Below are 18,824 nucleotides of genomic sequence, written 5' to 3'. Positions count from 1 at the left end.
GTGGCAAACTTTAGGCTTTGTCCAAGTTGTTTAAAAGATTTAAAAACAAAAATTTCAACAGTAGTTTAACAAAACTATGCTAAATTAATAATCTACATACACGAATATGGCACCTGCTTTGTCCATTCTGTAAATTAAAAAAATCAGTTGATATGAAGAAATCAACTGATTTTTATTATGAATCATTTTCTATATATCTAATTTTCTTTTAAATAACCAATCTATATTTCATCGATTTCAAGTGGATTTATATATGAAGTTTTATCTGGATTTATCTCAATTACTTTTCCACCTAATTCTTTTATTAATGTTTCAAATGAATCTTTATTATTTTCAGCTTGTAAAATATTACTTTTATTATCCATCTAACCATTACCCCTAACAATTCAACTTCTCTTCTATTTATCGTATTTAATTTTTATTTAAACCAACCTTTTTTTCTGAAAAATACAGCCATAACTAAACTAATCAAAAACATAGCTCCTAAAACAATAAAATATCCATATTTGTAACTTAATTCTGGCATATAATCAAAATTCATTCCATATATTCCAGCTATAAAGGTCAATGGCATAAAAATTACTGTGATAACTGTTAAAGTCATCATAATAGCATTTGCTCTATGCGCTTGTATCGACAATTGATTATCGCGAATATCTGATGATAATTCTCTATTTGTTTCGACCATTTCGGTTAATTTCATTAAGTGGTCGTAAATATCTGTAAAGTAATGTTTAAAGTCCAAAATTCCATCGATTTTCGATATATTTATGATTCTATATAACAAGTCCCTCATAGGAACAATGCTTTTTCTTAACATAACTAAATCACTTCGAACTTCATATAGTCGTTCCATAATAATATTTGTTGGCAGCACGTTCTTTTTATCTTCTAACATTAAAATTTGGTCTTCTACTTCGTAGATAATTGGGAAATATCCATCCACTAAGTTATCAATTAAGGCATGTAGTACATAGACCGGAGAAATCTCGTCCATATTCCCTCTTTCTATTTTTTGTCTCAACTGAGAAAGCCCATCTAGTATGCCTTTATGAAAAGAAACAATATAATTTTGTCCTAAGAATACATCCACTTCTTCTGCTTCATACGTTTCTTTATTTAAAGCAGTCAACACTAAAAATGCATACTTATCAAGTTCACCTTTTTCATAAAAGTTTATTTTTGGTCGCTGAATAAAGTGCAGACAATCCTCTATCGCAAGAGGATGAAAATTAAAGTGTTTTTCTAGTAACAAAACCTCTTCTTCTGTTGGATTATCAAAATCCACCCAATACCAATCTACATCTAAAGTTGATAATTCTTTGATTGTAATATTTTTGATAATTTTTTTCTCTTTTGTAACAGCAAATACAGTTATCACATTTTACACCAACCTTCCCTTTTTAAAAGTTTGTTGTTTCATTACTAGCAATCCCTATTTTCATTGCTTTTTTCTGCATTTTGAACAGAATTTATGCCACCCTAAAGCAAATCCCAGTGTAGTGAATTCGCCCATAAATTCCTTTCCACACTTTTGGCATGTTGTTTTCTTTGGGTTCGGCTGCATTGACACAGTTACCACCTCACTAATTCATTAAATTCGCCCCTACATCTTTACCCCAAAACTATATTATTTAGAGTAATAATTTTTATCTTAATCCGGAGCACTTGTTATTTCATCGATTTTCCGCAAGAAATCAATAGAAAAATCTATTACTTTATCACCTATCACTGGATTCATGTGCATAGTAAACGTTACATATCCGAAAACATCATACACTACCATTACTTCTTCCTTTTCAATCCACAACTCTGCTTGTAATCCTTCTTGCGTACATTCAAAATCAACAAGTTCAGAAGAAAAGTATTCACCAATAAAGAAGCCTTTTGGTATTTCTTGAGCAACTAATTTTAAATCATCGTCCCCGTACATCTTTCGCCAACATTTCTCTATAATTAAAATATCTTCTTTTTTGTTGGTAAACAGAAACAGGTATTTATTATCTCTAATTTCGAATTTCACTTCTCTCTTTCCCCACTCTATTACACCTCTTTGCCTTCCTTTTTTCTTTGTTACTACATATTTTGTTTTTTTTATTTCCACAGCGAAGTTACGCACATATTCCTTTTCATTTTGCTTAGATATAATCTCTGTAACATAAAAAAAGTTCATCATCATATCTATTGATACCTCCCCAATTATTCATTAACTATAATTTCCCATCATTGTATGTTTTTCTTTTTTCGATATTTAATTTGTTTTGTAGTTAATGTATATGAAATAATGTTCTCGCAGCGATTGTTGTTTTTTAAAAGAGGAATTACTTGAAAAAAATTAAATAAAATATATAATGAACACGGGTCGAAAGACATTCGGGGGTGGCTCTCGAATTCTCTGCGTCGGAGACACAAAATATGAGACGTAACCAAAAGTCACCGTTGACCAAGCAACGAAATAACTCGATAAGGGAGAATAAATACCTCATCCCGCCGTCCTGGACTACGGGTGCCAGTGTCGTTGGCAGGCAACATAAAAACCTGTTATTTACCTCTTGAGGTTCGAGGGTTGGCGAGCAACATAAAAACTTGGTTTATTAATTCAATCTTTACATTCGTAAATGAGGATTGCTATTTACGAGTTTAACATTGCTCAAGTGAGCCAGGAATAACAATTAGGATTTGTCCAAAGACGGACCAGGAATTTTAAAATAAACTTTGTGGAGTGGATAGCGGATTCCGTTACCTTTCACAAAATTCTAAAATACATATTAAAATAACCATCAATTTGTAATAGAATTTGATGGTTATTTTTCGTTTATATTGAGAGAAAAGTTACGTTATTTACTTCTAATTTGTTATACGTGCTGCATACTATAATGTTAAGTTACAGATAGTTCCGTTAGTATGTATATTTGATATCATTTTTAAAATCTCTTAATTATTATTGCAGGTTTTAATGATACGTAAATGTATAAATGATTAAAGATTCATTTAATAGAATAATGAAAGGTGTGAAGAAAATGTTGGAGGTTTTAGAATTTATTTTTAAAGATATATGGCACTTTTTAGGAACAGCAATCCTTTTAGAAACTATATTTGGAGGCATAAGAGGTTTTATAACTATCAATAATAATAAAAAGGATTGATAGTTATTACACAATCTTAAACCCTTACAAAAACAGCAAAAAAATAAAGCTGCCTCTATCTAGGCAGCTTCTTTCTTAATTCAGAAAATCTTGATTCACAATAACTTTAATGTGTTTTTTCAACACTTCAAAATTACAAGGAGCCATTCCTCCTAATTCTCCATCCAGATTAATTTGAATATCCTGTTCTGTTCGAATTACCATATTATTTGTTTTGAAATGAATGATTTTAGGGTCATTTAAGTGACCACCACGCAATAATAATGTCATCAGTTTACCGAATTCTGCAATATTACACTTTTTCACAAATAATGCATCTAAGTAACCATCTTGATAGCTTGCAAAAGGAGCTAGTTTCTCAAACCCTCCTACTGAATTTGTGTTTGTTACTAAAAACATCATAACTTCTTCTTCAATCACTTTACCATCCGTTTCAATTTCCACTTTAAAAGACTTGTTTGAAGCTATTTTCTCAATTCCTTTTAAATAATAAGCAAGTTGTCCAATAGCCGTTTTTAATTTACTTGGAACTTCATATGTTAATTCAGTCAATGAACCCCCACCGGCTATGTTAATAAAATAACTATCATTCATTTTGCCTATATCTACAGCTTTACTTTGTTTTTTCTTTAAAACTTCTAATGCTTTGTTGATATCTCTTGGTACACCAATAGCTCTAGCAAAATCATTTGTTGTTCCAAGTGGTAAAATAGCAAGTTTTGGTCTATACGGTTTACCAGCCATTCCATTTACAACCTCATTGACTGTTCCGTCTCCACCAACCGCTACAATTAAATTAAACTTTAATTTTGTTACTCGCTCTGCTTCTCTAGTGGCATCCCCTTTGCCTTTCGTAGCAAAAGCAGATGTTTCGTAACCCATTTCTTCTAATGTATCTAAAATATTTGCTAAATATTTAACCCCTTCTTCTCTACCAGAAGACGGATTATATATTACTCTTGCTTTTTTCATTTATTTATTCCTCACTTCTTAAAAATCAATGTTTTTAAACTTGGAATCACTCTATGTAATTGTAAAGACACATATTTTATATTAACAAAAATAAAACCAAATTCAAAATATTTTTTGTATCCATATTCTGAATACAACATGAATAAACAAAGGTTGCTTAAAATAAGCAACCTTATGTAAATTATTCGACTTTAGCCCATAAATCTTTCCCTGCCCAAGTGAACACTCTATACCAACCTTTACCTATCCATTCTTCAGAAACAAATAAATTTTGAGATTTCACGGTCATAACAGGTTTTTCTTTTTTATTTGGCTCTTTATAAAGAGGAATTTCACCCTTTACTTTTACAAAACTCCATCCTTCAAGAATTGGATTCTTTATCTTAATCCAATATTCCTTTTTATTTAATTTAATGGAATACCAGTTTCCTGCTTTCGAATCAAACGAATCTACTGTTGTATTAGCAGGAATTGTTTGATTGGTTCTCGATTTTTCATTCGGTTCCGTATATAACATCGTTTTTTCTGTTACCGTTAATTCTCTACCAAACGATTCTTTTTTTAGTGGTAATCCAGCAATAACATTATCCGACTCTTTAAATCTATTTAATAATTCCTTTTCAATCTTTTGATACTTTTTAATATCTCCTGTTTCTTTTTGATGTGTTTTTATATCAATTACAGTTTTTGTTTCTGGGTTAAAATATTTTCCTTCAGCAACGAATGTACCTTCTGGAGCATAATGACCGCGTTCTCCTACTACATGGGTATTATTTTCAAATAAATTCTGCCCGAAAACTTCTTTTTTGTTCAATGATACATCCAACAAAGAAGCAATAGTAGGCATCATATCTAAATGCCCTCCAACACGTTCAATTTTTTCTGCTTTCAAATTAGGAGCATGAATGATAAATGGTACTTTCAAAGCATCCACTTCATCATATTTACGTCCTAATAAGTTCTTCATCGCCTGTTCATCTTTTTTATTTTGGAATACAGGTTCAATTCCTCTATGGTCTCCATATACAGCAAAGATTGTATTATCCCATTTACCAGCATCTTTAAGGTCTTGTATGAATTGACCAAGAGCTGCATCTGCATAATGAGCTGCCTCAACATAGTCTCCTACCATCGTACCTTTATAGTTTTCAGGAAGGTCGAACGTTCGCAATTTACTAGGCAATACGAATGGATAATGACCAGACATACTAATTACATGCGCATAAAATGGTTCATCTTGTTTCCCTAAAATTTTTGCAGTTCCTTCATACAACACTTCGTCTGAAGAACCAAACGCCATTACATCTTTTTCCTCGAAGTCTTTTTTATCATAATACTTATCAAATCCTAAAGCTGAATATAATTCTTTTCTATTCCAAAATACTGCTCTATTCGTATGGAATGTTAACGCCTTATATCCTTCGTCTTTTAATAACCTTGGAAGACTATTAAATTCTTGTAACGATGCCCCTGTAGTTGCAACTAAAGGTGGCTTCAATGGATATAGAGATGTATTAAACATAAATTCTGCATCTGATGTAGACCCCGCTCCATTTTGCAGATAGAAATTAGGAAAATACACACCGTCTTTAATAAGAGCATTTAAGTTAGGTGTAATCTCTTTCCCGTTTATATCTTTTTCAAGAACAAAACTTTGAAATGCTTCCATTTGAACTACTATCAAATTAGGTTTTTTCTTATCTAAAAATGGTATATGGATTTCTTTGTCTCTTAAAAACAAAAATGCTATAAAGAACAAAGGTACCAATAAAATTAAGTTAGCCTTTTTATTCATTTCTTACCTTCTTCCCTTCACTTCTCATTAATAACTACTCTATAATTGCATTTACTTGCATTCTATTAAAACCCTTTTAATATATCCTTCACCGGAGCAAGGAAAAATGAACATTTCTTTAAAAGAAAACATTATAAAACCTAATATAAAGGAGATACCCAAATGAACCTTCCAAATAAAATATCTATATTAAGGATTTTTCTCATTCCCATATTTTTATTTTTCTTATTGTCACCGTTTGATTTAGGTAGCATATGGATTTTCAAAACAAATACACTATTAGCTTTGCTTGTATTTGGAATCGCCTCTCTTACAGACTGGTTAGATGGTTATTTAGCAAGAAAACTTAACTTGGTTACGAATTTTGGTAAATTTTTGGACCCACTTGCGGATAAGTTACTCATGACAGGCGGTTTTGTCGCACTTGTAGATTTAGACTTAGCTCCAGCTTGGATTGTAATCTTGATTTTATCTAGAGAATTAGCAATTACAGGTTTTCGTGTAATAGCTGCTTCCGAAGGAGTAGTCATTGCAGCTGGCTTTGCCGGAAAACTTAAGACTGTCATTCAAATTATTACTATCATCACATTAATTCTTAATTTACATCCTCTTCTAAATCAAATTACATTGTGGACTTCTGCCATCATCACAATATATTCAGGAATTGAGTATTTTGTACAAAACAAAGGGGTATTACAAACAAAAGAAAGAGATATCAAATAATAGCAATGGGTGTTATATATGAGAAAACAACGTTGGAGAAAAACAAAAACAATATACTGCTGGCTTTGCCCAAATAAGATTAACAAAACAAAAGAATTCAAAATCGATTCTTGGGTATACAAAGGTAAGTATTTCGTTAAATGCAACGAATGTATAAATATTAAATTTCCAAACTACTAAAAGAGGGGCTTACATGCTCTTCTTTTTTATTTTTAATTGAGTTTTTATTTTTTGTAGTACAATCTATAAAAACTCGAAAAGGTGAAGAGCCTTTTTATAGAAAGAGGTTATGTAATATGAATGCTGTTTCTTCTACTGATGTTGTAAATCAAAATGTAATCATGATTGAAAGAATGAAGGAAAATGCAGTAAAACTCCTTCAGGTGGCTTTCCAACTAGCAGGTAATCAATATATCTTTAGAGGTGATTACTCTGAACAAGATTTAATTTCATTGGAGGAATGCTTTAATCATTTATATCCTTTGGAAGAACAACCCCCGTTGACTACTACATTTATTCCTTTTGGATTCTACTTAGGTGAAGCATTGGTTCAAAATATACCTGGTGCCAAATGGAACTGTTTGTATATCGATGAAGGGGATTTATTCGGAATTAAAGTCACACTTCCTACCGATACTGGAACAATCCAAATTCGTCCTTTTCAATGGGTTCGCAATTTTTGGTTCAACAGAGACGGAAATTTTGTAGAATTATATAGAAAGCATAAATATCTTAACAAAACCATAGTAGCAACCTAATACATTAAAATTCATAAGTGACCAAATCTAGGTCACTTTTTTTATCGAAAATCCATAAATTACATTTCAGGATTTAATTCTTTTCTCATAAATAATATGGAAAGGAGTGATTTTCGTTGTCATTCAAAACTATTAAAGCGATTACAATTGGTGCTGTCAGTGAGATGACAGGATTATCAGAACGACAAATTCGATATTATGAGGATAGAAAATTAATATTTCCTGACAGAAGCAATGGAGGAACAAGAAAATATTCTTTTGACGACATTGAAAAGTTAGTTGAGATTTCAAAAAAAGTGAATAAAGGCGTTTCCACATACAACATAAGACAACAAGAAAATAGAAAACAACAAGAGCAAGAAAAAAACCAATCTCGCGATATCAGAGAAAAAATGTTACAAGGACAAATAAATGCTGCTTTCAGAGCTCAACATCAGTCCTCTCGTTTCAATCGATATTAGCAATTAAATTAAAAAACCCATCAAAATATTGATGGGTTTATTTTTTACGGTAAAAAAAGGTTTCTTCTGTATCAAATTCATATTTTGCAGGACTAAAGATTTGTTCAGTGCTGCCTACAAATAAAATACCATCTCTTCTTAATGATTTGCTAAACTTAGTAAAAATACTATCTTTTGCTTCTTCCGTAAAATAGATAAGTACATTTCTGCATACAATTAAATCATATTCCGAAGGATACGTATCTTCTAGTAAATTATGTTTCTTAAATGTCACCGTTCTCTTTACTTCATCATTTATTTTATAACCTGAGCCATCCTTTGTGAAATACTTCTTCTTCATTTCTTCTGGCACTTCCACCATCGAACGTTCAGGATAAAACCCTACTTTAGCTCTTTCAATTACATTAGAATCAATATCTGTAGCCAAAATAGAAATTTGAGATAACGGCATAAATTTAGAAAAAACCATTGCAAGCGTATATGGCTCTTCCCCTGTTGAACATGCTGCACTCCAAATTTTTAATTTTCTTCCGGATTTCAATAAGTTAGGAATGATTTGTTTCTCTAATACTTCCCATCTCTTATAGTTTCGATAAAACTCTGTAACATTTATTGTAATTCTATCTAAAAATTCATCAAGAAGCTCTCTCTCTTTTGAAATAGCATCATAATATTCTTTAAAGTTTTTGTATCCTCTTTTGTCACGAAGGCTTTCTAATCTTCTTTTCATTTGCGATTCTTTATATTGAGCCAAGTCGATTCCTGTCTTCTTTTTAACTAATGCAATGAAATCATGGTAATCATTTTGCATCATTTCACACCCCTATTTTTAAATAATGATTTCAAACATTCTACACTGATATTCTAAAAATGCTATTTTTTTGTGTATTTTTTGCTTATTTGCCATAATTTTCTCCCTTTTATATATCCTTTTTTGTTGAAGTAGTTTTCTCAATTTATAATCCATAATTAAAACACTACAAAGAGAATTAACATTTTTTAATCTCATTATTTGGATTCAAGGTATAATTAACATTGAAAAAAAGTGAAAAGGAGCAAAACGACAATGTTTAAAAAAATCGATTTAACTCTAAGTGAATTCATTGAGTATTTTAAAGAAAACTGTATAGCTGAAATCAACAAAGGGTATACAGCTGAAGAAATATATGACACTGGGTTCGACTTTACATTCATCGATGCTGCCGGAAGAAACAACAGATACAACGAATATTTTATTTTCTTTACAAACGATGGATTTCTAAGTGTGAGATACTTTTTTGGAGGAATCATGCTAGAAGACATAAAACAATTGGAAGGCGGAGAGTATTTAGATATTGTTACAATAAAAAAAGAACTAGAGCAAAAAGCAAATAAAAATGATGAAGAAAAGCAACTTTTACAGAAGTTCGAACAGATTTTAGAATATGATAAATTGCGCATATTAATGTTCGACGATTTAAAACAATATAGTGAAGAAGCTAGTCAATGAACTAGCTTTTTTTAATCCTTACTTATTTAATACAAAAAGGAATGGCAAATATAAAATTCACACACCCCTTCTTTTTTATATTATCTAATTAGGTCTTGAGGAAGATAGATATTCCCCTTGTAATCTAATGCCGTTCCATCCTCTAGTATAATCGCAATATCTTCTATACCCATAACGAGTTGTTCCACACCGGTTCCATTTAATTCAGGATATTTCTTTTCCATATCCTCTACTTCTTCCAAATCAACAACAATTTCGTCCCCTTCATTTTCTGTTTCTTTCTCATCTCCCGATAATACATGGGATACATTACCCATTAATCCTGAATAATAAGCCTCAATTGCTACTATCTCTGTTCCTGGTTGTAAATCTTCTAGTGTCATTTTTTTCATTTGTATTTCCTCCATTTATTAATATTCTCTTAGTATATTTCCTTCAAAAACATATGAAATTGAACATTCTTCTCCATCATTGACTGCTAATTCAAGAACCTTATCTAATAATGATTCATCCTCTATTCTGAAAAGTTTGATATATTCATACTCCTCTTCTTCATCGAATTCAATTTTTGCATTTATTTTAAATTCATCAATTGCCAGTCTCAATATTTCTTTTAGGCTTCCTATATCGTACTTATCAAAACCTTCTACTTTCTTTTTTGCGCTTTTTACAAACTCTTTTACATGTATTATCTGCACAGAATACATAAGAATTCCTCCTTTGGTTTTAATAATTATAAAGCTAAATTAAAAATAATAGTAAAAAAAGTCAAATTCATAATTAATTCAAATTATGAATTTGACTTTTTTATATTTTATCACGATTAATCCACTAAGAATTTAACCTCTACCGATGTAGCTGTTTTGATATTTTGAGCAGAAATCGGTGCAGAAACAGATTTATTAGCTGATTCTAATCCAGAAGTATAAGGGATTCTGACATTATCTCCGCCATTATTTGTTTTCAAAATCTCTACTGATTTAATACCTTGTATATGAACACCAAGATTTTTAGCAATCAATTTTGCTTTTTGCTCAGCATTGTCTGTTGCATTTTCAATCGCTTCATTTTCAGCTTTTTCTTTATCTGCTAAATCAAATGCTAAATTATTAACTGAAACGTATGGTGAATTTGCTACATTATCAATTACATCGCTAATTTCCTTCACATCATCAATTGTTATTTTAATGGAATTTTGTACTCGATAAGCTTTGATTGGATATGGTGGTTTTTGATTTTGGTAGTCCCTTACCATTTCTACCGAATAGTTCATTGTTTCAACATCTTTATTATTTATGCCCATTTGACGTAGCGAATTATATAGTTCATCCATTGTATCCGCAGCCATTTGTTGCGCTTCTTTCGAATCTTTATGTTCGACCGTTACATCAGCATATAGATAACCGGTATCTGCCTTCATTTTACTATTACCTGTACCAACAACTGTAATCGTATTATCTGGCGAATAATTCTTTCCATCAATCACGATAGGTTGTTTATCACTAGTACCCAATACAGTAATAGCTAATAATCCAAAAGAACACAATACGATTCCTCCTAATATTTTAGTATTCAAAAAAATCACCTCCTCCTATGTTATATACCACACTTTTCCATAATCATTTAAAAAATTCATATTCAGTACCTCATATCAAGAAGTAGAACATACAAAATTTAAAATTACGCAACTTAGTATATATAATCATTGAAAATAAAAAAGACACCTGAAAAAGGTGCCTATATATTTTTAATTTCAGTTATATGCTGGGTTAGAAATCCGGTATTAACCAGTAAATCTCCCTTTGCTTGTTTTATAATTTCGTTTTTTGTTTTAATTAAGAGATTTTTTTCATGTAAGCAATATACAAATACATGTTCATTTGTATCTGTTGTATCTATTACATTTAAATCAATATCATCCGACAACATAAGTTGTCCCTGAAAAACTTCACTTATAATAAACTCGTTTTCTATATGTTTATTTTTCTCTATCATAAGTAAAGCCTTAGATTTTTTCACATAAATGAAAACAATATCCTCAATATCTTCAAAAATAGGATATGCAGATATTAGCGTATTTTTTAATCCTTGTTCGGATAATCTTGTTCCTAATTGTGCGTTGATTTGAAATTTCATTATGAATCTCTCTCCTTATTAATATTTATTATTCCATTTTAATGGTCTTTTTACACTATTTTTGATAACAATTTCATTAGATTCATTTACTTCTGCTTCAAAAATAATACTACTCTTTCTGAAAAAGAAACTATCTACACCTTTGAATACTGTATTTCCTACGATTTGATATTCTCCGTTTACAGGGTTCAATTGAGTAGTAAAACAAAATACTAAATCTTCCTCACAAGTAAAGATATTAAATTCTTGACCGAGAGGATAAGAGGTAATATCTACAGTTTGACATAATTTTTCTAATGCAAGAAACATTCCGCCAAGCTCACACTTTCTTTGTCTGCTTCGAATCAACATATGAGGTGATACAAATAAAGTAAGTGCATTTGTTTCTACATCTTTTTCAAAAACAAAAGGATTCCAGCTTCTTTTGTTCCAAAATGGAGTTGGAGAGACGCATTTCTCCGCCATCGCTCTAATTTCTTCTTTTGAAAACTGTTTTTCTTCAGTTTTCTTTTGTTGTGTTTTTTCCTTCGGATTGATTTCTAAGAAAGCCATGAAGAATGGTCTCCCCTTTCCGTTTTTTGTATACAAATAACCCAAAAACGGAAAAGCGCAAGAAAAAAGCAGAACAATTAAATTGTTCTGCTTCCTTCATATTAATAGTTTAATTCGCTGTTAGCTTTCTTTTCCCCATCAACATACACTTTTATTTTTTGCCCCTCTTTTGGCACTACTGCCCAAATGTTTGGCAAGTATCTTGGAATGTTATTTTTTGATGATGGGATGGTAATATTATCACCATTAAAATACATACTAGAAGAAGAACCTCCATCCATACACATCGCATTTATTGCACCGCGTTCATATAGGATGTCCTGTACCTCTTTGATAGATGCACCTATGCTTCTAGATGGTTGACGACCATCAATAACAACCATAATAATGGTTCCATCTGCTTTTTGACCAATGGCTGTTCTAGGACCAAGACCCCATCCGCCATCACCTTCAACCATCTTTTTACCATTCACAATTAATTGCGGCTTAAATCCAGCTGCATGTTTTACTCCTAAATCTAACAGTTCATTACCAGAATATTTACCAGTAACCATTTCTCCACGTCTCGTAATTCCCGCGACAAAACCCTTTTCATCTGGATATTTATTTTTAATTTCTCCGTCTTCTATTGCAATACCAGTTAAACTTCCTCCGTTTCCATGACCGTTTTGGTCAACGAATCCAGAAGCGTTAATTGCAGCGAGGGCATTTTCACGTTCAGCAATTTCAAAAATCTGCTCTCCATGTTTTTCTAAGCTAGAACTTGCTAGTTTTACGTTCAATGGATTAGAAACTTCTAAAATAACACCTTCATAATAAGAAGTTGGACTATATTCTTTTTTAATATGTTCCAATTTAACTACGAGGTCTTTATTTTCGAAATCTTTTCCTTTATAGTGTCGTCTATTTTTACCTTCTGCCGTACTATTTTCATAATTTGGATTTTGGATACCTTTCAATATCTTATCCAATTCTTCTTGCGGCAGAAATGTATACTTAGCCAAATCCCTATGCTGAGATGATAAAATCATTTCAGCAATCGTTACACGAACTTCGTGTCCTATTGCAGTGAAAAATAATGCGATTGTTCCCACAAAACAACAGAAAACAAAAAATCTAATACAAGCCGATAAAAACTTTTTCATTTTCACAACACCTATTATTTAAAGTTTTGAAAGACAAAATTGGCTTTAATAAAACTAGGAAAACAAACAAAACCAATTTAATCTCTTTATTGATTCCTCTTTTTTTAAAACATTCCTTTGCGAAAACAAATAAAAATCTTAAATTCAAACAATCTATCCCCGTAAAATGGTATTATCTCTGCAATCAACTAATATTACGGAGGCTTTTATGGATTCTAAAATTATGCACAATCATTTTCGTTTTCTAATGAACAGTAAATGGGCAGGAAGACAAAATCACGAAGACTGTCTTGAATATTTTTTTAAAGATAAACGCGTTATGGATTGGATTTGTATTTTCATCCCCCTAAACACAAATGGAGAGATTAGTTGGAAATACTTCTCCGGAACAAAAGCCTTAGATTCTTCTAGAGGCGATAAAATAAAAAGAACACCTCATTGGTTTCAACAACTTGTAGAAAAAGCTCAAAACAAGTTGAACGAAATTAATGTTTAAAAAATAAGGGAATTTATTGAAGCTATATAACTTCAATAAGTGGAAGAGGTGTTTTTATGGTTAATAAGATTTTTACTATATTAGCAGCAGTTGGAGTACCATTATCCGTATTGGGTAATACACTTCACTGGAGTCAAACGCTAATGTTTGGTATTTACTGCCTTACAATTATTGCACTATCTAGTTTCATGGGACGAGCTACTGAATCCTTATCAATTATTAGTGGTCCACGAATTGGCGGATTATTAAACGCTACATTCGGAAACGCAGTAGAACTCATTATTTCATTTTTCGCTTTAAAAGCGGGACTGACACAAGTTGTTCTAGCTTCCTTAACTGGCTCTGTCCTTGGGAACTTACTTCTTGTAGGTGGTCTTTCATTCTTTATTGGTGGATTAAAATATAAGAGACAAAGTTTCAACGTATTTGATGCACGTCATAATGCAGTATTATTAACATTTGCCGTAATTGTTGCATTTGTTATTCCTGAAGTTTTTTCTTTAGGCATGAATAAAGAAGACACATTCACGTTAAGTATGGGGACTTCCATTACTTTAATTGCTTTATATTTAGCAGCATTATTCTTTAAGTTAGTAACACATAGAGGTTCATATATCGTTCAAGAAGAATCTAGCGAAGAACACGAAGAGGAAACACCAGAATGGAGCAAAGGCAAAGCAATCGCTATTCTTGGTCTTACTACTCTTGTAGTTGCTTACGTATCTGAAGCTCTTGTACATACGTTCCATACAATTGGACAAACATTTGGTTGGACAGAATTATTTATCGGGGTTGTTATTGTAGCAATCGTTGGTAATGCAGCAGAACACGCTTCTGCTATCGTTATGGCATATAAGAATAAAATGTCAGTCGCTGTGGAAATTGCCGTAGGTTCTACACTACAAGTTGCAATGTTCGTAGCTCCTGTACTTGTTATTGCTTCTATGTTCCTTTCTGAACAAATGTCCCTTGTATTTTCATGGCAAGAGCTAGTTGCAATGGTTACAGCTGTTTTCTTAACTATATCTATTGCCAACGACGGAGATTCCAATTGGTTTGAAGGTTTAACATTACTTGCTGCTTATATCATAATGGGCATCGGTTTTTACCTTCTATAATTCATTAAAAAAGCAAGTCCCTCTTAATCGGACTTGCTTTTTTGATTATTTTTAACCTAAAAATTCAAATCGATATACAATAATAAAAAACGATATATAAAAAGGAGAATAACAATGACTATAAAAGAATCAGAATTCCAATCTACACTTGAGGAACTTGAAGAAATGGATATGTGTCCCGCAGGAAAAATTTGTCCAACATGTAACACAGAAATTAAAGAAATGTACGATGACCACCCTTGTTTAGGTCATTTCTGCCAATGCGGTAGAAATTATACAGATTAAAAAATACATTTCATATTAAAAATTATGAGGAGGAAAACATATGAACTATACTGTTGTTTTCACAGATTCAAAAGGAAAAGTTTTAGATGAAAAACCATTTCAAGCTAAAAGCGAAGGAGAACTAGTAATTTTAGTTAATTCTTACGCAGCGCAATCAGGTTTAAAAAATTACGAAGAAGACATTGTATGGGATGCTTCTGTTGTTGTCAAAACAGGAATCTTAAAACGTAAAGAAAATAAAGAAGTAGAAATAGATGATACATCTGATTACTTAAAAGAGGTATATTGTCGTTCTTGTGGCGAATCAGATAACGTTATTTATGTCGCAACATATGCTAGTGGCGATTATTATCGTTGCACTTGCCCAGAAGGTAAAGAAGGTTTTCACGCATAATAACATATATTCACATTACAAACTTAGAGCTCATTTACGAGCTCTTTTTTAATATCAACTTTAAAAATAATTTAGTCGATTCACCAAACAAAAAAACGCCTCTCTTAAGAAAGGCGTTTATCATTAAGATACTAATTCTTCACCGATAATTTTCACTTCTGTTTCTAATTCTACGTCAAATTTAGCTTTTACTGTTTCCTGGACATATCTGATAAGTTTTACATAATCACTCGCAGTAGCTTTATCTACATTCACCATAAATCCAGCATGTTTAGTAGATACTTGCGCTCCTCCAATTTGCTTTCCTTGCAAACCGCTATCTTGAATTAACTTACCAGCAAACATACCTGGAGGACGTTTAAATACACTGCCGCAAGAAGGATATTCTAATGGCTGTTTTGACTCACGTAAAAATGTCAATTCATCCATTTTTTCTTTGATTTCATTGTATTCGCCTTCTTGCAAAGCAAATGTCGCTTCTAATACAAGATACCCTTTTTTAGGAATAACACTTTTTCTGTATTCCAATTCTAAATCATCTCTATTTAAATTCAGAATTTCACCATCTCTAGTTAGAACTACTACACTTTCAATAGCATGTGATACTTCGCCACCATATGCTCCTGCATTCATGTATACTGCTCCTCCAACTGTTCCTGGAATACCACAAGCAAATTCCAATCCAGTTAGATGGTTTTCTAATGCAAACCTAGAAGTATCAATAATAGTCGCTCCACTTTGAACAATTATCTTATTGTTTTTCAGAGAAATATCCGTTAATTTAGTTAAATTCAGAACAATCCCTCTAATGCCGCCATCTTTAACAATTAAGTTTGAACCATTACCTAGAATAGTGAAAACTATATTATTTTGATTTGCATATTTTATTACGTCTTGTACTTCTTTATACGTAGTAGGTAAAACAAAATAATCCGCATTTCCACCTGTTTTAGTGAAAGTGTAACGTTTTAACGGCTCATCTTTTTTAACTTTATTACTATCTAATATATTCAATAAATCATTATATACTTTATCCATTTTCATAACCTCTTCACTATGACTTTTTCCTAATCATTATAATAGATTTAGTTTTAAAAAAACCGAATATGACATTTTTTTTATAAATTCAAGAAATAAATTTTACTAAAATCCAATTTTCCAATAATAAAATGTGCCAAATAAGTAACAATCACCCTTTTCGACACATTAATTTTTGCATATTACTCCATTAAGCCTTTTTTCTGACAATAATCTTTTACTGCTTCATTCAACATAAATCCTAATGTAACACCTGTATTCTTATTATATTGTTTTAAAACATCATGTAATTCCCTATCTATATCAAACGTCATTTTCTTTGGTCTTGGCTTTTCCTCAATAAGACCAGATGCGGACGTTTCTCCCTTCTTTAATGCCTGTAACTTTTGAAAATTATTAAGCCCTTTGGACACGCTCTATCACCTCTTGATACAAAGAATAATAATCTTGCAATGACTCACGTTGCTTTGCATATTTATCTGAAAAACCCTCATGGTTAATTAATCGATTCAAGGTACTGCGTCTACGGATAATTGTACTAAACATATAATCACCGTAATCCTCTTTCGCTTGTTCTAGCACTTCCATGTCCATTCTACCTTTTTGAGTTTCCACCATAACAGGTAAAATACCTAATAACTCAAGGTCTGAATTAATACTTTGATTTACTTCTAACACTGTATTTGAAAATTTACTTACCGCTCTATATCCAAATTTTTGTGTTTGCATCGGAATAATTAATTTCTCTGTTGCTGCTAAAGATAAAATTACTCCTTTAGACAATGATGGACTTGTATCTATGATGATATAATCATAGTCACCTTCTACCTTATGTATAGCTTCTTTTAACAATAAACTCGAATGCCTAATATTTTTTTCATATATATACTTATCTAATAATGCCAAATCACTAGTAGCTGGCAATATCGATAAATTTTCATTTACTTTATGTATGCATTCATTTACATCTTTTCCTTGAATCGCTTCAAATACAGAACGACCTTCAAATTCATCTTGGTCCATTTTTGTTAGGTTTTCGGTTGCATCACCTTGAAAATCCATATCCACGAACAATACTTTTTTCGCTTCCCTCTTTAAGCCTTTTTCAGAAGAAGTTGATAATAAATGAGCTAATACAATAGCTGTAAAACTTTTAGAACTTCCACCCTTTGCAGTAGAAACACCTAAAACAACTGGTTTATTCAATTCCAATAACCTCCCTAAAACCTATTATAATTAGTTCCTGTAAAAATAATATTTTTACAAATAACATCCTTTTTATAATTAGACATATTGAAGTAACTTCTTTCATTTTTCTTGTTTATCTAAGTCCTGAAAGATAGTTTTACATGAAATAATAGTTGTTCATATCTTAATTATCCCTACCCTATATAGAATTCACTTTATGTCATTTCTAAAAAAATGGACCAAAAAGTTGCATTTTCTACCTAATAGTTTATAAAGCATGCGGACGGAGGTGATATTGTGAAAAAAGGTTTATTGGTAGCTTTATCATTAGCAGGTGCAGCGGCTATTGCTGCGGTAGCTTTACATAAAAGCAAATGCCATCGTAGTTGCAGAGAGGGAGAATGTCCTTGCGAAGACGGTTGTTGTTATGAAATAGATAACGAAGTCGTTCCATTCCTTCACCCAACTGACAAATAAAAAAAATGAGGGGAATCCCCTCATTTTTTACTTGTTCATTCCTTCAAACAGCAATACTCTTGCTGGAGCTGCATCTGTCCCTACTAACTTAATTGGTGCCGCTACCATGAAGTATTCACCTTGCTGTACTTCTTTTAATCGTAGCCCCTCTATAACGATAACGTCATTAGCGAACAATGTTTTATGTGTTGGGTGTCCTTCTTGACTACGTTCTACCCCTAACGCATCAATACCCACACCTCTAACTCCGTTTTCTGCTAAATATTCAGCACCGTCTTTTGCTAAGAAAATAAAATTAAAATCAAATTCTTCCGTAAAAGAATTTTTTGTTTTAAACAGTACAAAATCTCCTTTTTGCAGGTCGAATTTTTCTAAATCCGTTTTTGAAATGCCATCCTCCACACTTGTTAAATCCAACACTTTAGCTGTTCCTACTAAACTTTCTAAAGAAATAGATTCAAATGTAGAACCATTGTTCTCCATATGAAGTGGTGCATCAATATGTGTTCCAGTATGTAAGTCCATATCAATACGAGTTTCTGTTACGTATCCATTTGTAACACGGTTTAATGTTGGTTGTTTCTCTTCTTTGTTTTTATAAACAGTCATACCTTTGAAAATCGGTGTTGTTATATCATGTACTTTCATTTT

The 18,824-nt window shown here is 31.7% G+C and carries 25 protein-coding genes; 9 read left to right on the top strand and 16 right to left on the bottom strand.

What is annotated here, in order from left to right; genetic code table 11:
- Nucleotides 1–221 precede the first annotated feature (221 nt).
- From PDL00_RS03270 to PDL00_RS03250, 5 genes are all read right to left on the bottom strand, one after another.
- Nucleotides 222–365, bottom strand: coding sequence for a hypothetical protein (locus PDL00_RS03270; protein ID WP_270726353.1), 144 nt, complete (start codon nucleotides 363–365; stop codon nucleotides 222–224).
- Nucleotides 366–418: 53 nt separating this feature from the next.
- The gene (gene corA, locus PDL00_RS03265; protein WP_270726350.1) at nucleotides 419–1,381 is read right to left on the bottom strand and encodes a magnesium/cobalt transporter CorA; all 963 of its coding nucleotides are present in this window, start codon (nucleotides 1,379–1,381) and stop codon (nucleotides 419–421) included.
- Between the two features lie 273 nt (nucleotides 1,382–1,654).
- A complete protein-coding gene (locus tag PDL00_RS03260; protein WP_270726347.1) occupies nucleotides 1,655–2,179 on the bottom strand; it encodes a hypothetical protein in 525 nt (174 codons plus the stop codon).
- Nucleotides 2,180–3,221: 1,042 nt separating this feature from the next.
- Nucleotides 3,222–4,118 carry a diacylglycerol kinase gene (locus PDL00_RS03255; protein ID WP_098879767.1) on the bottom strand — a complete coding sequence of 299 codons (897 nt, stop codon included), beginning with the start codon at nucleotides 4,116–4,118 and terminating at the stop codon, nucleotides 3,222–3,224.
- Between the two features lie 181 nt (nucleotides 4,119–4,299).
- The gene (locus PDL00_RS03250) at nucleotides 4,300–5,913 is read right to left on the bottom strand and encodes an LTA synthase family protein (RefSeq protein WP_270726342.1); all 1,614 of its coding nucleotides are present in this window, start codon (nucleotides 5,911–5,913) and stop codon (nucleotides 4,300–4,302) included.
- 162 nt (nucleotides 5,914–6,075) lie between these two features.
- Between PDL00_RS03250 and pgsA the strand changes: the two genes are divergently transcribed.
- From pgsA to PDL00_RS03235, 3 genes are all read left to right on the top strand, one after another.
- Nucleotides 6,076–6,636, top strand: coding sequence for a CDP-diacylglycerol--glycerol-3-phosphate 3-phosphatidyltransferase (pgsA, locus tag PDL00_RS03245; protein WP_270726341.1), 561 nt, complete (start codon nucleotides 6,076–6,078; stop codon nucleotides 6,634–6,636).
- Nucleotides 6,637–6,932: 296 nt separating this feature from the next.
- A complete protein-coding gene (locus PDL00_RS03240) occupies nucleotides 6,933–7,394 on the top strand; it encodes a hypothetical protein (protein ID WP_270726339.1) in 462 nt (153 codons plus the stop codon).
- A gap of 116 nt (nucleotides 7,395–7,510) precedes the next feature.
- Nucleotides 7,511–7,855 (top strand): MerR family transcriptional regulator, encoded by a 345-nt coding sequence (locus PDL00_RS03235; protein WP_098007138.1) that lies wholly within the window; start codon nucleotides 7,511–7,513, stop codon nucleotides 7,853–7,855.
- 37 nt (nucleotides 7,856–7,892) lie between these two features.
- On the opposite strand, the gene PDL00_RS03230 is transcribed toward PDL00_RS03235, so the two are convergent.
- Nucleotides 7,893–8,666: a CheR family methyltransferase gene (locus PDL00_RS03230; RefSeq protein WP_270727813.1), complete on the bottom strand. Its 774-nt coding sequence runs from the start codon at nucleotides 8,664–8,666 to the stop codon at nucleotides 7,893–7,895.
- 255 nt (nucleotides 8,667–8,921) lie between these two features.
- Between PDL00_RS03230 and PDL00_RS03225 the strand changes: the two genes are divergently transcribed.
- Complete coding sequence (locus tag PDL00_RS03225; RefSeq protein ID WP_270726337.1) at nucleotides 8,922–9,344, top strand: hypothetical protein; 423 nt, start codon at nucleotides 8,922–8,924, stop codon at nucleotides 9,342–9,344.
- 80 nt (nucleotides 9,345–9,424) lie between these two features.
- Here PDL00_RS03225 and PDL00_RS03220 read toward each other — a convergent pair whose 3' ends face one another.
- From PDL00_RS03220 to PDL00_RS03195, 6 genes are all read right to left on the bottom strand, one after another.
- Entirely contained in the window at nucleotides 9,425–9,736 is a 312-nt protein-coding gene (locus tag PDL00_RS03220) for a hypothetical protein (RefSeq protein WP_270726334.1), read from the bottom strand.
- An 18-nt stretch (nucleotides 9,737–9,754) separates the two neighbouring features.
- The gene (locus tag PDL00_RS03215; RefSeq protein ID WP_270726331.1) at nucleotides 9,755–10,051 is read right to left on the bottom strand and encodes a DUF6407 family protein; all 297 of its coding nucleotides are present in this window, start codon (nucleotides 10,049–10,051) and stop codon (nucleotides 9,755–9,757) included.
- 116 nt (nucleotides 10,052–10,167) lie between these two features.
- A complete protein-coding gene (locus tag PDL00_RS03210; RefSeq protein ID WP_270726329.1) occupies nucleotides 10,168–10,920 on the bottom strand; it encodes an SIMPL domain-containing protein in 753 nt (250 codons plus the stop codon).
- Nucleotides 10,921–11,081: 161 nt separating this feature from the next.
- Entirely contained in the window at nucleotides 11,082–11,480 is a 399-nt protein-coding gene (locus PDL00_RS03205) for a hypothetical protein (protein WP_270726326.1), read from the bottom strand.
- A gap of 18 nt (nucleotides 11,481–11,498) precedes the next feature.
- The gene (locus tag PDL00_RS03200) at nucleotides 11,499–12,032 is read right to left on the bottom strand and encodes a hypothetical protein (RefSeq protein WP_270726324.1); all 534 of its coding nucleotides are present in this window, start codon (nucleotides 12,030–12,032) and stop codon (nucleotides 11,499–11,501) included.
- A 101-nt stretch (nucleotides 12,033–12,133) separates the two neighbouring features.
- Complete coding sequence (locus PDL00_RS03195; RefSeq protein ID WP_098007347.1) at nucleotides 12,134–13,177, bottom strand: phosphodiester glycosidase family protein; 1,044 nt, start codon at nucleotides 13,175–13,177, stop codon at nucleotides 12,134–12,136.
- Nucleotides 13,178–13,385: 208 nt separating this feature from the next.
- Between PDL00_RS03195 and PDL00_RS03190 the strand changes: the two genes are divergently transcribed.
- The 4 genes from PDL00_RS03190 to PDL00_RS03175 all read left to right on the top strand — a co-directional run bounded on the left by PDL00_RS03190 (nucleotide 13,386) and on the right by PDL00_RS03175 (nucleotide 15,470).
- Nucleotides 13,386–13,673, top strand: a complete 288-nt coding sequence (locus PDL00_RS03190; RefSeq protein ID WP_270726320.1) for a hypothetical protein — start codon at nucleotides 13,386–13,388, stop codon at nucleotides 13,671–13,673.
- A 56-nt stretch (nucleotides 13,674–13,729) separates the two neighbouring features.
- Nucleotides 13,730–14,791, top strand: a complete 1,062-nt coding sequence (gene cax / locus PDL00_RS03185; protein WP_098007469.1) for a calcium/proton exchanger — start codon at nucleotides 13,730–13,732, stop codon at nucleotides 14,789–14,791.
- 114 nt (nucleotides 14,792–14,905) lie between these two features.
- Nucleotides 14,906–15,076, top strand: coding sequence for a hypothetical protein (locus tag PDL00_RS03180; protein WP_270726316.1), 171 nt, complete (start codon nucleotides 14,906–14,908; stop codon nucleotides 15,074–15,076).
- 40 nt (nucleotides 15,077–15,116) lie between these two features.
- Nucleotides 15,117–15,470: a hypothetical protein gene (locus tag PDL00_RS03175; protein ID WP_270726314.1), complete on the top strand. Its 354-nt coding sequence runs from the start codon at nucleotides 15,117–15,119 to the stop codon at nucleotides 15,468–15,470.
- 123 nt (nucleotides 15,471–15,593) lie between these two features.
- Here PDL00_RS03175 and murB read toward each other — a convergent pair whose 3' ends face one another.
- The 3 genes from murB to PDL00_RS03160 all read right to left on the bottom strand — a co-directional run bounded on the left by murB (nucleotide 15,594) and on the right by PDL00_RS03160 (nucleotide 17,714).
- A complete protein-coding gene (murB, locus tag PDL00_RS03170; RefSeq protein ID WP_270726311.1) occupies nucleotides 15,594–16,514 on the bottom strand; it encodes a UDP-N-acetylmuramate dehydrogenase in 921 nt (306 codons plus the stop codon).
- 176 nt (nucleotides 16,515–16,690) lie between these two features.
- Nucleotides 16,691–16,921, bottom strand: coding sequence for a hypothetical protein (locus tag PDL00_RS03165; protein ID WP_098007028.1), 231 nt, complete (start codon nucleotides 16,919–16,921; stop codon nucleotides 16,691–16,693).
- Nucleotides 16,905–17,714 carry a ParA family protein gene (locus tag PDL00_RS03160; RefSeq protein WP_270726308.1) on the bottom strand — a complete coding sequence of 270 codons (810 nt, stop codon included), beginning with the start codon at nucleotides 17,712–17,714 and terminating at the stop codon, nucleotides 16,905–16,907. The genes PDL00_RS03165 and PDL00_RS03160 overlap by 17 nt, the downstream gene beginning before the upstream one ends.
- A gap of 279 nt (nucleotides 17,715–17,993) precedes the next feature.
- On the opposite strand from PDL00_RS03160, the gene PDL00_RS03155 reads away from it, so the two are divergent.
- Nucleotides 17,994–18,173 carry a hypothetical protein gene (locus PDL00_RS03155; protein WP_098007026.1) on the top strand — a complete coding sequence of 60 codons (180 nt, stop codon included), beginning with the start codon at nucleotides 17,994–17,996 and terminating at the stop codon, nucleotides 18,171–18,173.
- Nucleotides 18,174–18,200: 27 nt separating this feature from the next.
- Here the strand turns inward: PDL00_RS03155 and PDL00_RS03150 are convergent, their stop codons facing one another.
- The gene (locus PDL00_RS03150; protein WP_270726306.1) at nucleotides 18,201–18,821 is read right to left on the bottom strand and encodes a cyclase family protein; all 621 of its coding nucleotides are present in this window, start codon (nucleotides 18,819–18,821) and stop codon (nucleotides 18,201–18,203) included.
- Between the last annotated feature and the right edge of the window lie 3 nt (nucleotides 18,822–18,824).

This window comes from Bacillus cereus group sp. TH152-1LC (genome assembly GCF_027710505.1).
Classification (GTDB): Bacteria; Bacillota; Bacilli; order Bacillales; family Bacillaceae_G; genus Bacillus_A; species Bacillus_A mobilis.
The sequence above is the reverse complement of the archived record's forward strand: the minus strand, read 5'-3'. Positions and strand labels throughout refer to the sequence as shown.

Excerpts from the sequence above, each read along its gene's own strand:
- PDL00_RS03270 (WP_270726353.1), bottom strand. The coding sequence starts at position 365 with ATGGATAATAAAAGTAATATTTTACAAGCTGAAAATAATAAAGATTCA.
- PDL00_RS03260 (WP_270726347.1), bottom strand. The coding sequence starts at position 2,179 with ATGATGATGAACTTTTTTTATGTTACAGAGATTATATCTAAGCAAAAT.
- PDL00_RS03255 (WP_098879767.1), bottom strand. The coding sequence starts at position 4,118 with ATGAAAAAAGCAAGAGTAATATATAATCCGTCTTCTGGTAGAGAAGAA.
- PDL00_RS03250 (WP_270726342.1), bottom strand. The coding sequence starts at position 5,913 with ATGAATAAAAAGGCTAACTTAATTTTATTGGTACCTTTGTTCTTTATA.
- pgsA (WP_270726341.1), top strand. The coding sequence starts at position 6,076 with ATGAACCTTCCAAATAAAATATCTATATTAAGGATTTTTCTCATTCCC.
- PDL00_RS03240 (WP_270726339.1), top strand. The coding sequence starts at position 6,933 with ATGAATGCTGTTTCTTCTACTGATGTTGTAAATCAAAATGTAATCATG.
- PDL00_RS03230 (WP_270727813.1), bottom strand. The coding sequence starts at position 8,666 with ATGCAAAATGATTACCATGATTTCATTGCATTAGTTAAAAAGAAGACA.
- PDL00_RS03225 (WP_270726337.1), top strand. The coding sequence starts at position 8,922 with ATGTTTAAAAAAATCGATTTAACTCTAAGTGAATTCATTGAGTATTTT.
- PDL00_RS03220 (WP_270726334.1), bottom strand. The coding sequence starts at position 9,736 with ATGAAAAAAATGACACTAGAAGATTTACAACCAGGAACAGAGATAGTA.
- PDL00_RS03215 (WP_270726331.1), bottom strand. The coding sequence starts at position 10,051 with ATGTATTCTGTGCAGATAATACATGTAAAAGAGTTTGTAAAAAGCGCA.
- PDL00_RS03205 (WP_270726326.1), bottom strand. The coding sequence starts at position 11,480 with ATGAAATTTCAAATCAACGCACAATTAGGAACAAGATTATCCGAACAA.
- PDL00_RS03200 (WP_270726324.1), bottom strand. The coding sequence starts at position 12,032 with ATGGCTTTCTTAGAAATCAATCCGAAGGAAAAAACACAACAAAAGAAA.
- PDL00_RS03195 (WP_098007347.1), bottom strand. The coding sequence starts at position 13,177 with ATGAAAAAGTTTTTATCGGCTTGTATTAGATTTTTTGTTTTCTGTTGT.
- PDL00_RS03190 (WP_270726320.1), top strand. The coding sequence starts at position 13,386 with ATGGATTCTAAAATTATGCACAATCATTTTCGTTTTCTAATGAACAGT.
- cax (WP_098007469.1), top strand. The coding sequence starts at position 13,730 with ATGGTTAATAAGATTTTTACTATATTAGCAGCAGTTGGAGTACCATTA.
- PDL00_RS03180 (WP_270726316.1), top strand. The coding sequence starts at position 14,906 with ATGACTATAAAAGAATCAGAATTCCAATCTACACTTGAGGAACTTGAA.
- PDL00_RS03175 (WP_270726314.1), top strand. The coding sequence starts at position 15,117 with ATGAACTATACTGTTGTTTTCACAGATTCAAAAGGAAAAGTTTTAGAT.
- murB (WP_270726311.1), bottom strand. The coding sequence starts at position 16,514 with ATGAAAATGGATAAAGTATATAATGATTTATTGAATATATTAGATAGT.
- PDL00_RS03150 (WP_270726306.1), bottom strand. The coding sequence starts at position 18,821 with ATGAAAGTACATGATATAACAACACCGATTTTCAAAGGTATGACTGTT.